The organism is Microbacterium testaceum StLB037, from assembly GCF_900104345.1.
GTDB lineage: Bacteria > Actinomycetota > Actinomycetes > Actinomycetales > Microbacteriaceae > Microbacterium > Microbacterium testaceum_A.
In genome coordinates this window covers 160037-174987 of the sequence record NZ_FNJN01000001.1, presented here as the reverse complement: position 1 = coordinate 174987, position 14951 = coordinate 160037, and the positions used below count along the sequence as shown (strand labels likewise).

Genomic DNA, 14951 nt, shown 5'->3' with positions numbered 1-14951 from the left:
GGTGTCGCGCGCCTCGACCGTGGCAGTCGCGTACGACTGCCTGTTCCCCTATTCCACAGGTGGTGGAGAGCGGCAGTACCGCGCTTTCGCCGACGAGCTGGGGCGCGCGGGTCTCGACGTCGACTACCTGACCGCTGTGCAGTGGGTCGGGGCCGCTCCGCGCGAGGACCGTTTCCGGATCGTGCCGGTCACCGGTCGCCTTTCGCTCTACTCTTCCGACGGAGTGCGGCGAATCCCCGCTGCGCTTCGATACGCGGCAGGACTGTTCGGTGCGCTGACGCGTCGCCGCCGTCGCTACGCGGCCGTCATCGTGAGCGGTCTCCCGATCTTCAACGTGTTCGCCGCCCGACTGGCCCTGCTCGGTTCGGGCACGCGCCTCGTCGTGGACTACCTCGAGGTGTGGCATCGACGTCAGTGGATCGAGTATTCGGGTCTCGTCACCGGGACCATCGCCTGGGCCCTTCAGCGCGTCGCCATAGCGATCACACCGCTGGCCACCTGCCACTCGCAGCTCTCGGCCACCCGTCTGAGACGTGAGGGGCTGCGTCGCGCCCCTCTGGTCAGTCCCGGACTGATCGACGGCGCCGTCGAGGTGGGGGTCCCATCGCCGGCCGCCATTCCGCCCTACGTCCTCTATGCCGGCCGACACATCCCCGACAAGCGCGTGGACGTCCTCCCCGCCGCGATCGCCGCGGCCCGCGAGCACATTCCCGACCTGCGCCTCGTGATTCTCGGCACCGGTCCCAGCTCCGAGGCCGTCCGGGCCGAAGTCCACCGCGTGGGCGGGGAGTCGTGGACCGACTTCCCCGGCTTCGTGTCCGACGCCGAGCTGGACCGCCTCATGCACGGCGCCCTCGCCCTCGCGAACCCCTCGCGCCGCGAGGGGTACGGTCTCGTCGTCGTCGAGGCGAACGCGCACGGCACCCCCGTCGTCCTCGTCGCCGACGAGGGCAACGCCGCCACCGAACTCATCGAAGACGGCGTCAACGGCGTCGTCTCGCCCACCACTCGCCCCGCCGACCTCGCCCGGGCCATCCGGGACGTCGCCGACGGAAGTGACGACCTGCGCCGCTCTTCGCGCGCCTGGTACGACACCGCCGTCGGCACCCGAACCATCCGCCGCACCGTGGAAGGCATCCTCTCGGCACTGCCGCTGCCGAGCCCCGCCACGGTGAAGACGAAAGAAGACAGCCCGTGACAACTCCCGCACCGTCCGACCTCGAGTTGACGATCCTCATGCCCTGCCTCAACGAGGTGGAGACGCTGGAGGTCTGCATCCGCAAGGCGCAGGGCTTCCTCGAGCGCAGCGGCATCCAGGGTGAGATCCTCATCTCCGACAACGGGAGCACGGACGGCTCGCAGGCCCTCGCCGAGGGTCTCGGTGCGCGGGTCTCGCACGCCCCGCGCCGTGGCTACGGTGCCGCGCTCATCAACGGCATCGAGACGGCCCGCGGTCGGTACATCATCATGGCGGACGCTGACGACAGCTACGACTTCGAGAACCTCGAGCCGTTCGTCGAGCGCCTGCGCGCGGGCGCCGACCTCGTCATGGGCAACCGGTTCCGCGGCGGCATCGAGCCGGGTGCCATGCCCCCGCTGCACAAGTACCTCGGCAACCCGGTGCTCTCGTTCATCGGCGAGCTGTTCTTCAAGCCGGGCATCCGCGACTTCCACTGCGGCCTGCGCGGCTTCAACCGCGCGCGCATCCGCGAGCTCGACCTGCAGACCACGGGAATGGAGTTCGCCTCCGAGATGGTGGTGCGCGCCTCGCTGGCCCGCTTCCGCATCGAAGAGGTGCCGACGACACTTAAGAAGGACGGGCGCTCGCGTCCGCCGCACCTGCGCAGCTGGCACGACGGGTGGCGCCACCTTCGCTTCCTTCTGCTCTTCGCCCCCCGGTGGCTCTTCGTCTACCCGGGGCTGGTCGCCTTCTTCTTCGGCGCGATCGCGGTGGGGGTGCTCGCTTTCGGCGGCATCCGCGTCGGGGGCGTGGGCTTCGACGTCACGACCATGGTCTACGCGAGCGCCCTGTGCGTGATCGGGTTCCAATCCCTGCTGTTCTTCTGGCTGACCAAGCTCTACGCCACGCAGGAAGGATTCCTGCCCACGAGCGAGAGATACCGACGCATCGTGGCGAAGTGGTCGGCGGAGCGCGGCCTGCTGATCGGTGTGGGTCTGTTCTTCCTCGGCATCATCATCGGCATCGTCCAGGTAGCCCTGTGGGGCAATCTCGACTTCGGTGCGCAGAACGCCGCGCAGGCCGTGCGCATCGCCGTGCCGAGCGCGTTGCTGATCATCCTCGGTTTCCAGACGGCGATGATGAGCTTCTTCTCGGGCGTGCTGACCACGCCCCGGCGCGAGCAGCGCCCCGAAGCCGTCATCGAGAGCTGATGGCCGCGCGCCGCGTCCTCGTCGACCTCCTGGGATTCACCGGCTCGCGCGGGGGCACCGAAACCTACGTCCGCGAGCTGCTCCCCCGTATAGCCGCTCTCCTGCCCGACACGCGCTTCGCCGCGCTCACCGGGCGCGATGGCACCGACCGCGTGTCGGCGTTCTTCCCCGGCCGCGTGCAGACGGTGTCGTGGGTGGGTTCCGACCCGGCGACGTGGGCCCTGGGCGCGGTCGCGGCGACCGATCTGCTCGCTCGGCGGGGGCGCGCCGATCTCGTGTGGGCGCCGGCGAACTTCGGTCCCGTCTTCCGCGGTGTCCCCCGGGTCGTCACGGTGCACGACGCGATCTACGACGAGGTGCCCGGCGGTCTCGCCCAGCGGGCGCAGCGGAGTGCGACCTCTCTCCTCATGCGTCGTTCGGCGCAGACGGCCGACCGAGTCGTGACGGTCTCGCACGCCGCCGCCGACAGCATCGGGCGCTTCCTCGGCGTTCCCGCCTCGCGCATCGCGGTCGTGCACAACGGCAGCTCGGAGCCGGCTCCGGTCGCCGCACCGGGCGGCATCCTGTCGGCTCTGGCACTGCCCGCGGATCGCCCGGTCGTGCTCAGCGTCGGCAACCGCATGCCGCACAAGAACTTCCCGGGGCTGCTCCGCGCCCTCGCGACCATCGCGCCCGCCGAACGCCCGATGACCGTCATCGTCGGCAGCAAGCTGCCCGACCCGCTCGCCGACGACGTCGTCCGACTGGGCCTGGAGCGCGACGTGATCCTGCCCGGCTGGGTCACCGACGACCAGCTCGAGGCGCTCTATCAGCGCGCCGATCTCTACGTCTGCCCGTCTCTCGCCGAGGGCTTCGGCCTGCCGGTGGTCGATGCGCTGCGCCGACGCGTTCCCGTTCTCGCCCACGATGTCCCCGTCCTGCGGGAGGTCGGTGGCGACGCTGCCCGCTACGCCGATGCCCGAGATGCCGACACCTTCGGCGCCGCGATCACGGCGGCGCTGCGGGCCCCCGTCGATGACGTCGCGCGGGCGGACGCGCAGCGGTGGGCGTCGCGGTTCACGTGGGATGCCGCCGCCGAGGCGACCGCGGGAGTGCTCGATCGCGTTCTGGCGGAGCGTGCCCGGTGAAGGTTCTTCTCGCCCGCCTGATCGGCTTCGGTACGGCGCCGATGATCGTCGCCGTCGTGCCGCTGCTCGTGCTGCCCATCGCGGCCCGCATCCAGGGAGCCGAGGGGTGGGCGGCGATCGGCACAGGCCAGGCGCTCGGCAGCCTGCTCGCGATGATCTCGAGCTACGGATGGAACGTCGCCGGCGGTGCGCGCATCGCGATGGCCGAACACGACGACGCCCGCCGCGACGTCTATGCGCACAGCTTCTGGTCGCGTCTGGCCGTCTTCGCGGTCGTGGGCGGGGTGACGGCGTGGATCGCCGCGACTCTCGTCGGCGGGGCCTTCGGCGGGGTCGCCGCGCTCGTGGTGTTGGCGACAGGTCTCACCGGACTCACCATGTCGTGGTATGCCGTGGGCACGGGTCGCGCACGGATGGTCCTGTGGTTCGAGGCGATCCCGATGGCGGTGTTCACCGCGGGTAGCGCGCTCGTGATGCAGCTGACCGGCCAGATCGTGGCGTACCCGCTCCTCATGATCATCGGAACCCTCGTGGGTCTTGCCGCCCTCCACATGCACCTGTTCGGCCGGGTCGTCCCACCGTTCCATCTGCCCGGTATCGGCCGGAGCTTCCGGCAGAACCTCCCCCTCGCGAGCGCAGACGGGTTGGGCGGCAGCTACACGACCGCCCCCGTGCCGATCACCCAGGGACTCGTGGGTACGCAGGCGGCCGCCGAACTCACCTCGGCCGACAAGCTCTATCGCGTCGGCCTGACCGCGATCCTCATCGTCGGCAACACCCTGCAGAAGTGGGTCCTCGAGGCAGCATGGGAACAGGGGCGCACGCGGCGACACCTCGTGGCGCTCGCACTCCACTTCGTCGTCGGCATCGTGGGGCTGTTGGTGTTGGTCCTCCTCGGCCCGTGGCTGACCGCGGCGTTCCTCGGGTCCGCGGTCGCGCCGCCGCCCTCGATGTTCCCGGCGTACGGGGTGACCTACCTCATCATCTCGCTGACCACGCCGCTCATCCGCAACGTCCTCGTGCCTGCGAATCGCAACCGCGTCGTCCTCGCGGCGATCATCTCGTCGGCGTGCGTCGGTCTCCCCGTCATGGCTCTGCTCGGCGCCACCGTCGGTGCGACCGCGGTGGTGTGGGGGCTGGCTGCGTCCGAGGTGGTCGTCCTGACCATCGTCGGCATCGCGGCGACGAAGGAGATCCTCCGCCAGCGCGCACTCGTCGCCGGCGCCTGAGACCCGGACCGCCGGGGCTCAGCTACGCCGTCCCCCGGTGAGGGTCCACGCCGTACGACCGACGAGGTGCACGACGGCGGTCCGAAGACTGATCTCGCCGCGCCGCGCCCCGGCAACCACCGTGCGCAGAGTGCGTCCGCGTCGTCGACGCGCACCGAAGGCGGCCGCGAGCCGGAGTGCCCGTTCGTCGTCGACGCGCGCGGCCACCGTGTCGACCATCGCTTCGGCCCACCCCGCGTTCACCGTGTACAGCGACCGCGCGACGGCGCGCAGACCGCGCGCGTCGGTCTCGGCCCGAACGGCATCGCGCCGACGGCGCAGCGTCTGCCGCCACCCGAGGCGAGCGGCATCCGCCTCGCCGAGCACGTTCGAGGAATGCTGGACATAGTCCTGCACCACCCGATCGACCACACCGAGGCCCCCCGTGACCGCGGCGCAGACGGCGAGCCAGTGGTCGTGCACCTGCGCGGGCCCGTGGTAACGCGGGAACGGCAGCGCCGTCTGCAGCAACGATCCACGGAACACGCAGAGCGCTCCCGAAAATTGGTTCTCGAGGACGAGGGCCGGAGCGGACACCGATCGTCGATGAGTGGATGCCGCCACCACGACCCCGTCGGGATACGTCACCACGCGCGCTTGGCCGCTGACCAGAGCCGCGTGATCGAGGGCCGGGACCAGGACGGCGAGCTTGTCCGGCATCCATTCGTCGTCTTGATCGCTCAGAGCGACCCAGGGGGCATCGGCGGGAACCTGGGCGAGGCCGCGTTCGAAGTTCGCGTAGAAACCGACGCGTTCATCGAAACCGGCGATCTCGAAGCGTTCGTCGTCTCCGACCGCCTGCCGCATCGTGGCCCGAACGTCGTCGGCACCGCCGTCCGCGACGATGACGCACCGGAAGTCCGAGAGCGTCTGCGCCTGAATGGAGCGGAGCTGACGGGTGAAGAGCTCCTCAGGCGGTCGGTACGCTGCGAGCACGACGTAGCCGGGAGCGGGGGCGGATTCGGGTTCAGTCATGGCGAAGAGCGTCGGGAGGACCTGTCCATGCTATCGACCGCTGAGGCGGAGGACGTCCGCGACTAAACTGGGCCTTCCGCCTCCGTCGGCGTCGCGACACTCCGTGCGACTGCGCCCGGCGGCCGGATGTTCTCCCCCACCGGAAGGCCGACCAGTTATGACCGCTGCTCCCCAGGTCGATCTCGTCATCCCCGTCCACGGGGGATGGGAATTCGTGCGGTCGTGCATCCGTGCCGCCCTCGCGCAGAGCGTTCCGGCGCACGTCATCGTGGTGGACGACCTGTCACCCGACGACACGGCGGACCAGATCAGCGCGGAGTTCCCCGACGTCACTCTGCTCCGCAACGAGGTGAATCTCGGATTCGCTCGGACGTGCAACGTCGGGATGGCCGCGGGTGATGGTCGCCTCGTCATGCTCGTGAACAGCGATGTCGTCCTCCAACCTGACGCCGTCGCCGCGGCCCTCGGCGCTCTCCCCGATGACCCGGCATCCCATGTCGGGAGCGCCGCGACCCTGCTTCTCGCCCCCGACGGCACCGTCGACTCCTACGGCATCGTGGCCGATGTGACGGGGGCGGGCTTCGTCCGGTTCCACGGTGCGGAGCTCTCGAAAGCGGATGCCGAGCACCCGCCCGTCCTCGGACCTTACGGCGCCGTGGCGGTATATCGTCGCGCGGCCCTCGACGAGGTCGGTCTGTTCGACACGAACATCTTCATGTACGGCGAGGAACTCGACCTGGCGTTCCGCCTTCGCGCAGCCGGATGGTCGTGCGTCGCGATGCCCGAGCCGTCGGGCGTGCACCTCGGCGGCGCCAGCGCCGGCAGGGAATCCGCGCGTCAGCGCCGTCTGTCCGGGTTTGCGCGTGGCTATCTTCTGCGCAAGTACGGGGTGCTGCGCTCGCGCTGGGGGCTGCGAGCGCTCCTCGTCGAGGCGATCGTCACCGGCGCGCGTCTCGTCCTGCGCCGCGATGCCGTATCGCTCGTCGGCCGATGGGAAGGGTGGCGGAGGGGCGCACTGGCACAGCGCGTCACGCTGCCCCTCGACGCGGTCGATTCCTCGATCGATCTTCGCCTCTCGCTGCGCATGCGCGGCGAGGGGTATTGGGCCGCGCGGGACTGACGTCGCGACACCTCCCGCATTTGCGGCGTGCCGACGGCCGCACCGACGTCCGACCGGACGCGGGGTCGGTTCAGCGGAAACGCACCTCGGCCGGCACCGACCCGAGAGAGTCGGAACGACCGTGCACGGTGAACTCGGCCCCCTGCGTCAACGCGTGGGAGGTTGACTCGCTGATGCCGTGGAGGTTGGCGTTGACCCAGTAGCTGCCCGGGTTGAAGTGCGCACTGTCGACATCGATCTCGACCGTCACCGTCTCTCCCTCGCGGAGCGGTGGCACGGTCGCGCCCAGCATGCTCGTGTTCGAGGCGAGGGCCAAGACCCCCGAGGCGGTGTCGATGCTGAAGCCGAGGGCCCACTCGTCGAGTCGCCGCAGGCCGCGAACGGTCACGGCGACGCGGAACGACTCACCCGTCTGAAGGTCACCGACTCGTTCGCCGTCGGCTCCCCGCACCTCGACGGAGACGATCTCGGCGGCGCGAAGAACCTGGTCGGGCCGCGCAGCGACTTTGCCCGATCCTTCCTCGAGCAACTCCCGGAACCGTTCGACAGCCGCGTCCGCCAGCCCATCGAAAGCTACGCGGCCCTTATCCATGAGGATGACCCGGTCGCAGAGCTCTTCGATCTGGTCGAGCGCGTGCGACACGATGATGATCGTCCGCCCCTGACTCTGGAACTCTTTGATCTTGTCGAGACACTTCCGCTGGAACTGCTCGTCGCCGACGGCCAGGACCTCGTCGACGAGCAGGATGTCGGGATCGGTGTGAACCGCGATGGCGAACGCGAGCCGCACGAACATGCCCGAGCTGTAGAACTTGACCTGGGTGTCGATGAAGTCGCCCACACCCGAGAAATCGAGGATGTCATCGAAGCTGGCGCGGGTCTCCTCACGGCTGAGGCCCAGCACCGAAGCGTTGAGGTAAACGTTCTCTCGGCCGGTCAGGTCGGGGTGGAATCCTGCGCCGAGCTCGATGAGGGCCGCCACGCGTCCCCGCTGGAGGACCTCGCCCGAAGTGGGCTGGATGATCCCGCCGATGACCTTGAGGAGGGTGCTCTTGCCCGAGCCGTTGTGCCCGATGAGACCGATGGTGTTCCCGGCTCGGATATCGAGGCTCACGTCGCTCAGCGCCCAGAAATTCTGGCGATGGCGCCGACCGGCTCGGCCGAGCGTGACGATGCGTTCCTTGATCGAGGTGTCCTTGCGGACGACGAAGCGCTTCGAGACGTCCGTCAGTCGGATGACTTCCGGGCGCGCGGCAGCGGGAGCGAGGTCGAAGGCCATGAGGGTCACAGTTCCTGGGCGAAGTTGCCCTGCAGGCGGACGAAGACGCGGTGGCTCAGCACCAGCAGCACCAAGCCGACGAGCAGGGCGACGCCCATTCGCAGCACGAGGTGAGCCGGCTGCGCGAGCGTGTCCCCCGCGACCCAGAAGGCACGCTGGAAACCGAGCACAGCGAGTGTCAGAGGGTTGTTGGTGTAAACCTCGAGGAGCACGGGATTGTTGATGATCTGTCGTGCCATCTGCCAGGCGTATAGCACCGGCGACAGCCACATCAAGAGCATCGTCACCACCTCAACGAGGTATTGAACATCTCGCAGGTACACATTGACCGCGGAGAAGAAGAATGCGAACGCCAGCCCATAGACGAGGATCAGCACAAGCGAAGGGATTGCGTAGACGATCTCCCAGTGCAGCGGAGGCTTGGCGGCGATGATCGTCGCGACCAGCAGGACGCCGAGCTGGATCACAAAGTTGAAGATTGCCGACCCTGTTGCGGCGAGAGGAAAGATCTCGCGCGGCATGTAGACCTTCTTCACGACACCGCCGTTGGCGATGATCGAGCCCGTGCCGCCGACGGCGATCTCTTGGAAAAGACTCATCGCGGTGAGGCCGGTGAAGATGAAGATCGCGAAATCCGGGATGCCCTTCGCCGCCCCGAGGAACTGGCCGAGGACGACGAAATAGATACCAAGGAGGATCAATGGGCGGATCAGCGCCCAGACAAAGCCCAGCGCAGAGTCCTTGTAGCGAGCCTTGACGTCACGTTTCACAAGGAGGTCGAGCATCTCACGGCGGGCGAAGATGTCGCGAAGGGTGGTCCACAGGGAGGCGAGCCCCAGGCCGGGGGTCACGCCGACGGAGCGCATCGGCATCTCCGCGAGGCGTGTGAAGCGCGCGTTGTTCGCGGCGGGTGAAGGACTGGCCATGAGGTCCGATTCTACTGGTGCGTTCCTGCGCGACGTCTGGATTCACCCACGGCGGATACGACGGCGCGCTCGCCAGAGCAGACCGCGCATCCGCTCGGTTCTCGCGAAGCCGCGTTCCACCTTTTCCGCGGCGCCCGGGCGATGCAGGCGCACCCACATGTCCACGAAGTCCCGGAACCGTCCCCACCCGATGTAGCCCGCGCTCCGGAGGAACGTGATCTGGTGCTGGGTGTCCTCCGGCATGGTCACCGACATCTGGTCGAGGTTGTAATCGAATGCCGTGTAGCTCTTCGCCAAATACGCGGGGGTCGCGATCGTCATCGAGTGGTACCCGAGCTCGCCCGCCGCGTACACCGGCATCCTCTCGAGCACATGCGCGAGGCTGCCGTCGATGTAAGCCTCGGGCCCGCCGAACTGGTCGTAGGTCCACTCCTGCTCGGCGAGGAGACGAAGAGCCTCAGGGCGGGCGAAGAACATCGAACCGAACGGGGCGAGCGGAGATACTTCGTCTAGAGGGACGCGGACGCCGAGCTTCGCGCAGAGTTCTTCGACGCCCGGACGGTTGGCCCACCACCCGTGGCCCATGGTCGGGTGCCCGAGGTGCACCGTGGGGGGGAAGGCGAGGCCGAGCCCGGGCTGCTGTTGGAACAGGGCCACGACATTCGCGGCCTCGTGGGGGCCAGCGAGCAGATTCTCGAACTGGTGCCGCCGGAAGTGCCGTCCGACGTTCGCGCCGTCCTGGGGGGTCTTCTTGGAATGGATCTTCACGATCAGCTCGTATCGATCCGAGAGCAGGATGTCCCGACAGCCGATCAGGAATGCGGCCTGGTCGCGGCCGTTGTTCGACGCGACGACGCGCACCTCCGAATGACCAGGCAACTCTCGTCGCGCGATGATGTCCTCGATCGCCCGGGCTCGCTCGGCATCCGGGGTCGTCACGATGAGATCGACCGGACCGGGCAGGAACAGAGCCCTATCGATGATCTCATCGGTCATCTCGACGTAGAAGATGTGTGCCATGACCGCCGTACGCAACGGCCGCGACGGGTCGTACCCGTCGTCGGTCGGAGAGAGGACGCGCAGCAGGGCTGCATCGGCATTGAGTACGCGTGGCTCGACGTTGCGCGCGAGATCGTCGAAGATCATCTCGACCGGGTAGCCGTTGCGCTCGGCCGCCTCGAGCGTCCACTTTCCGACGACGGCGACTCTATCCAGGTACACCGGCCACTGAAAGAACGGACGACGCTTGAGCGTGGGGCAGCCCGCGTCGATCAGCTGCTCCGCATAGAGCACGGCGTGATTCTCGATCTTGTCCGTCAGCGTCGGGAAGGCGACCTCGCCCGAGAAGCCGAGCTGGGTGAAATGCTCCGTGAATACGCCCTCGTGTTTCGTGACGGCATCGGAGTAGGTCGTCATTGCCGGAAGGTCGCGCCAGTATGCTTCCCACTCGGGCGATTCGAACATCCGACGCCGCACCGCCACCCAGTAGGACTGCAGGTGGTACGGCAGGTAGTCGGATTCGGACGTGAAGGGGTGCGGCTCCACGCGCAGGTGATCCGTCATGCCCCAGAAGTGAAGCGGGTGCGCGTTCATACGGTCAAAGATCGGGCCGAAGGGCCGGATCGGGCCGAACCACGTGTCATTGACGAGGAGCAACTCGTCGAACTCGGCGACGCGGTCTCCGACCGCATCCAGACCGTGCTTGTAGCCCCAGATGTCGTAGCCCTCGTTCGGCCGCTCCAAGACGACGTCCCCGACCGCCTCCAGGCGCTCACGCCCCTGTACGGTGAGCGGGCCGTTGGAGACCACGACGATCTCGTCGCAGAAAGCACGGAAGTGCTCCAGCGCGTAGACCACGAAGTCACCGACCTCGCCCCGGCGGTCGAAGACGACGTAGATGAGCAGTCTCTTGCCGTCATCGGGGAAGAGGTCGGCCGGACGCGTCCAGTCACCGATCAGCTCGGCTGTCTTCACGTCGTTGTCTCTCTTTCGTCGTCGCCACGCTGTCTCCGGAACCGTTCGGCGACGCGCCCGACTGCCGAAAGCGCGCGGTGGCCACGGAGCGCCAGCCGATAGGCCGGACGAAACGCGTCAGCTACCCGCGGGTGGTTCGTTCGGACGTACATGCGGATGAGGGCAACGGTTCCCCCGTACCCGGTGTAGCCCGCCCGATGGAGGAACCCGATTTGCTCGACCGGCCATCCCCGGGTCGTCGAGAACATTTGATCGACCTTGTACTCCAGCGCCGTGTAGCTGATCTCCGCGTGCGCAAAATTCAGGACCGTACGGCAGTAGTACCCGGACTGGCCCGCGGCCACGGGTACCATCCGCTCTTGCAAGTGGGGAAGGTGACCATAGCGGCGTTCAGACTTCCAGCCGTAGTCACCGAAAGTCCAGCGATGCTGGGCAAGCGTGCGGAATGCCTCGGGCCGCCCCACCCACATGCCGCCGTACGGGGCGAGGGGAGACACGGCGTCGAGCGGAACAGTGATCTTCATGCGCTTGGCAAGCCGCTGCGCGTGAGGCTGCAGCATGGCCCACCCGCGACCCATCGTGGCGTAGCCCACATGAACCATCGGAGGGAAGACCACGCCGAGCTGCGGCTCCTTCTCGAAAAGTGCAAGCAGATTGCGCACATACCCAGGACTGCTCAGCAGGTTGTCGAATTGGTACCGGCGGAAGTAACGCAACCTGTTCATCGTCTTCCAGGGCGCACGACGCATGTGGAGCTTGACCACAAGGTCGAATCGGTCCGACTGGATAACGTCTCGACAGGCCACGAAGAAGTCCGCCATGTCACGGCCGGGACTCTGCGGAGTGACGCGCAATTCGTATGTGTGGCCGTTCGTTGTCGCCCACGATTCCAGAAGTCTCTCAAGACGCGCCGCGGTGACGCCCTCGGTGGTCGTCACGAACACCGAAGCCCCGGACGGCAAGAACTGCAGTCTTCTCAGGATCTCGTCGATCTCGTCCATATCGCTTACGTGAACGACGGCGGCGATTGACAGCGCTGATCCGCTGTCCGGATCGATTGCGATATCAGGGATGACGGAGAGCAGACCGAGATTCGTGTTGAGCGCCTTTGGCGGGACGGAACTCGCCAAGCTCGCCAGAAGGATGTCGAGAGAGTAGCCCCGTCGGCTCATCATCTCCGCGATCTCCTGACCGAGGATCGCGAAGCGGTCGAGGAACGGGGGGTAGCTGGTGAAAACCGCTCGATCTACGAACGGAACACCCAGCTCGAGTAGATCTTCCGGGGCGAAAAGCCCCGGGTCGTTGGCGTGCAGATAAGTGGTTTCGAAAGCCCGAGCATGCGCGAATCCGGCCGCGGTGAAGAAAGTTTCCAGTGCGCGTTCGCGTTCGCCAGGCGCAACCGCACGACCCCACCACTCGTTCCAGGTCCGACTGTCGAGGAGATGCTTGCGGACTACGGTGAGGAACCACGGGCGGTCCACAACCGCCTCGAAACCCTCGCCAGGGAACGCCTCCCGTGGTGGCGCGGGTGGGAGGACATCCCAGAAGTCCGCCTCTTCGTCCGCCATACCTTCGAAGAACGTGGCGAGGTCGCCAACCGGACCGAACCATGAATCGCCGGTCAGCACTACCTCACGAACGCTCGCGCGATGCCGCACACGATCCACGCCCGCTCGATACGACTCCGAGGAGAATTCTTCGTCCTCTGTCTCGATGATTTCGTCCACGAGCCCGTCGAGCATCGCACGCGACACGGAGGAAAGGGGACCGGGATGGATCACGACGAGCATCGAGGCAATCGCGCGGAGTGACCGCAACGCCACAATCGACGTGCCTTCAAGCCGGTCAGCGCCTCGAACCGCGTAGACAACGGCTCGCTCCGTCGGGCTGACGCGCCGGACGTCGAGGTCCTGACCGTCAGACCCGCCAGAATCAGCGGTCGCCGGCATTTTCAAGGGCGCTCAGCAGGTAGCGGCCGTATCCGCTCTTCACGAGCGGCTCCGCGCGTTGGCGGAGCTCGTCGTCGGAGAGGAAGCCCATGCGCCAGGCGACCTCCTCCGGGCAACCGATCGAAAGCCCCTGCCGCTTCTCCACCGTGCGGATGAATTCCGTCGCCTCGCTCAACGAGTCGAAGGTGCCGGTGTCGAGCCACGCCGTACCCCGCGGCAGCAGTTCGACCCGCAGGCGTCCCTGCTCGAGGTAGGTGCGGTTGACGTCCGTGATCTCCAGCTCGCCGCGCGGGGACGGCTTGAGCTCGCGGGCGATCTCGATCACGTCGTTGTCGTAGAAGTACAGGCCAGGAACGGCGTAGCTGCTCTTCGGGTGCTCCGGCTTCTCTTCGAGCGAGACGACGCGACCATCGGCATCGAACTCGACAACACCGTAAGCGGTGGGGTCGGCCACGCGGTAGCCGAACACGACACCACCGTCGAGCTCGGTGTACTGACGCAGGCGCGTTCCCATGCCCTGGCCGTAGAAGATATTGTCGCCGAGGACGAGGGCCACGGACTCCGACCCGATGTGCTCCTCACCCAGGATGAACGCCTGCGCGAGCCCGTCGGGCGAGGGCTGCACGCGGTAGCTGAGCGAGATCCCGAAGCGTGACCCGTCTCCGAGGAGACGCTGGAACTGCTCGGAGTCCTGCGGGGTGGTGATGATGAGGATGTCGCGGATGCCCGCGAGGATGAGGGTCGACAGCGGGTAGTAGATCATCGGCTTGTCGTAGACGGGCACGAGCTGCTTGGAGATGCCCAGAGTGATGGGATGAAGTCGCGAGCCCGTGCCGCCCGCCAGAATGATTCCGCGCATGGGGTCAAGTTTCGCCTATGTTGCGCGACTGCCGCCAATCCGACCTTCCGGGTGAGGGCGCCCGCCCCGGTAACCTTGACCTCATGAGTCGTCTTCTCGTGACCGGTGGCGCCGGTTTCATCGGTTCCAACTTCGTGCACCACGTCATCGGGCACACCGATCACACGGTGACTGTGCTCGACAAGCTGACCTACGCCGGCAACCGCGCTTCGCTGGAGGGGCTGCCCGCCGATCGCGTCCGCCTCGTGGTGGGCGACATCGCCGACGCGACCGTTGTCGACCCGCTCGTAGCCGAAGCCGACGCCGTCGTGCACTACGCCGCCGAGTCGCACAACGACAATTCCCTGCACGACCCGCGCCCGTTCCTCGACACGAACATCATCGGCACCTACACGTTGCTCGAGGCCGCCCGGCGCCACGACGTGCGCTTCCACCACATCTCGACCGACGAGGTCTACGGAGACCTCGAGCTCGACGACCCCGCACGCTTCACCGAACAGACGCCCTACAACCCCTCGTCGCCGTACTCGTCGACCAAGGCCGGGTCTGACCTGCTGGTTCGAGCGTGGGTGCGCTCATTCGGTGTCCGCGCCACCATCAGCAACTGCTCGAACAACTACGGGCCGTACCAGCACGTGGAGAAGTTCATCCCCCGGCAGATCACCAACGTGCTGCGAGGGATTCGCCCGAAGCTCTACGGCACGGGAGAAAACGTCCGCGACTGGATCCACGCCGACGATCACTCCTCCGCTGTCCTCACCATCCTCGACAAGGGCGAAATCGGCGAGACGTACCTGATCGGCGCGGACGGTGAGAAGGACAACAAGAGCGTCGTCGAGCTGATCCTCCAGATCACCGGCCAGCCCACGGACGCGTACGACCTCGTCACAGACCGTCCCGGTCACGATCTGCGGTACGCGATCGACTCGACCAAGCTCCGCACGGAACTCGGCTGGACCCCCACGTACGGGGACTTCGAGACGGGGCTCGCCGCCACCATCGACTGGTACCGCGACAACGAGGCCTGGTGGGCTCCCGCCAAGGACGGCGTCGAGGCGTTCTACGCCAGCAAGGGGCAGTGAC

General features: G+C 67.2%; 12 protein-coding genes. 6 read left to right on the top strand and 6 right to left on the bottom strand.

Annotated features, from left to right (window positions below):
* Position 1 precedes the first annotated feature (1 nt).
* Genes BLS25_RS00765 through BLS25_RS00750 form a run of 4 tightly spaced genes read left to right on the top strand, consistent with a single transcriptional unit; the run spans position 2 to position 4747 of the window.
* Positions 2 to 1198, top strand: a complete 1197-nt coding sequence (locus tag BLS25_RS00765; protein ID WP_074694102.1) for a glycosyltransferase family 4 protein — start codon at positions 2 to 4, stop codon at positions 1196 to 1198.
* Positions 1195 to 2391, top strand: coding sequence for a glycosyltransferase family 2 protein (locus tag BLS25_RS00760; RefSeq protein ID WP_081349635.1), 1197 nt, complete (start codon positions 1195 to 1197; stop codon positions 2389 to 2391). The genes BLS25_RS00765 and BLS25_RS00760 overlap by 4 nt, the downstream gene beginning before the upstream one ends.
* A complete protein-coding gene (locus BLS25_RS00755; protein WP_074694101.1) occupies positions 2391 to 3518 on the top strand; it encodes a glycosyltransferase family 4 protein in 1128 nt (375 codons plus the stop codon). The genes BLS25_RS00760 and BLS25_RS00755 overlap by 1 nt, the downstream gene beginning before the upstream one ends.
* Positions 3515 to 4747, top strand: a complete 1233-nt coding sequence (locus tag BLS25_RS00750; protein WP_074694100.1) for a lipopolysaccharide biosynthesis protein — start codon at positions 3515 to 3517, stop codon at positions 4745 to 4747. The genes BLS25_RS00755 and BLS25_RS00750 overlap by 4 nt, the downstream gene beginning before the upstream one ends.
* Before the next feature lie 18 nt (positions 4748 to 4765).
* On the opposite strand, the gene BLS25_RS00745 is transcribed toward BLS25_RS00750, so the two are convergent.
* Positions 4766 to 5761: a glycosyltransferase gene (locus tag BLS25_RS00745; RefSeq protein WP_074694099.1), complete on the bottom strand. Its 996-nt coding sequence runs from the start codon at positions 5759 to 5761 to the stop codon at positions 4766 to 4768.
* 157 nt (positions 5762 to 5918) lie between these two features.
* On the opposite strand from BLS25_RS00745, the gene BLS25_RS00740 reads away from it, so the two are divergent.
* Positions 5919 to 6881: a glycosyltransferase family 2 protein gene (locus BLS25_RS00740; protein WP_074694098.1), complete on the top strand. Its 963-nt coding sequence runs from the start codon at positions 5919 to 5921 to the stop codon at positions 6879 to 6881.
* A 70-nt stretch (positions 6882 to 6951) separates the two neighbouring features.
* Here BLS25_RS00740 and BLS25_RS00735 read toward each other — a convergent pair whose 3' ends face one another.
* From BLS25_RS00735 to rfbA, 5 genes are all read right to left on the bottom strand, one after another.
* Positions 6952 to 8160 carry an ABC transporter ATP-binding protein gene (locus tag BLS25_RS00735; protein WP_074694389.1) on the bottom strand — a complete coding sequence of 403 codons (1209 nt, stop codon included), beginning with the start codon at positions 8158 to 8160 and terminating at the stop codon, positions 6952 to 6954.
* A gap of 5 nt (positions 8161 to 8165) precedes the next feature.
* A complete protein-coding gene (locus tag BLS25_RS00730) occupies positions 8166 to 9086 on the bottom strand; it encodes an ABC transporter permease (RefSeq protein ID WP_074694097.1) in 921 nt (306 codons plus the stop codon).
* A gap of 42 nt (positions 9087 to 9128) precedes the next feature.
* Positions 9129 to 11060, bottom strand: coding sequence for a rhamnan synthesis F family protein (locus BLS25_RS00725; RefSeq protein WP_074694096.1), 1932 nt, complete (start codon positions 11058 to 11060; stop codon positions 9129 to 9131).
* Entirely contained in the window at positions 11057 to 12850 is a 1794-nt protein-coding gene (locus BLS25_RS00720; protein WP_176786288.1) for a rhamnan synthesis F family protein, read from the bottom strand. Before BLS25_RS00720 ends, BLS25_RS00725 begins: the two co-directional genes overlap by 4 nt.
* A gap of 142 nt (positions 12851 to 12992) precedes the next feature.
* Positions 12993 to 13868 (bottom strand): glucose-1-phosphate thymidylyltransferase RfbA, encoded by an 876-nt coding sequence (gene rfbA / locus BLS25_RS00715; RefSeq protein ID WP_074694094.1) that lies wholly within the window; start codon positions 13866 to 13868, stop codon positions 12993 to 12995.
* Positions 13869 to 13951: 83 nt separating this feature from the next.
* On the opposite strand from rfbA, the gene rfbB reads away from it, so the two are divergent.
* Positions 13952 to 14950: a dTDP-glucose 4,6-dehydratase gene (rfbB, locus tag BLS25_RS00710; RefSeq protein WP_074694388.1), complete on the top strand. Its 999-nt coding sequence runs from the start codon at positions 13952 to 13954 to the stop codon at positions 14948 to 14950.
* Position 14951 lies beyond the last annotated feature (1 nt).

Bases quoted from the DNA above. Each gene is read 5' to 3' on its own strand.
- BLS25_RS00755 (WP_074694101.1), top strand. From the start codon at position 2,391: ATGGCCGCGCGCCGCGTCCTCGTCGACCTCCTGGGATTCACCGGCTCG.
- BLS25_RS00745 (WP_074694099.1), bottom strand. From the start codon at position 5,761: ATGACTGAACCCGAATCCGCCCCCGCTCCCGGCTACGTCGTGCTCGCA.
- BLS25_RS00740 (WP_074694098.1), top strand. From the start codon at position 5,919: ATGACCGCTGCTCCCCAGGTCGATCTCGTCATCCCCGTCCACGGGGGA.
- BLS25_RS00735 (WP_074694389.1), bottom strand. From the start codon at position 8,160: ATGGCCTTCGACCTCGCTCCCGCTGCCGCGCGCCCGGAAGTCATCCGA.
- BLS25_RS00730 (WP_074694097.1), bottom strand. From the start codon at position 9,086: ATGGCCAGTCCTTCACCCGCCGCGAACAACGCGCGCTTCACACGCCTC.
- BLS25_RS00720 (WP_176786288.1), bottom strand. From the start codon at position 12,850: ATGCTCGTCGTGATCCATCCCGGTCCCCTTTCCTCCGTGTCGCGTGCG.
- rfbA (WP_074694094.1), bottom strand. From the start codon at position 13,868: ATGCGCGGAATCATTCTGGCGGGCGGCACGGGCTCGCGACTTCATCCC.
- rfbB (WP_074694388.1), top strand. From the start codon at position 13,952: ATGAGTCGTCTTCTCGTGACCGGTGGCGCCGGTTTCATCGGTTCCAAC.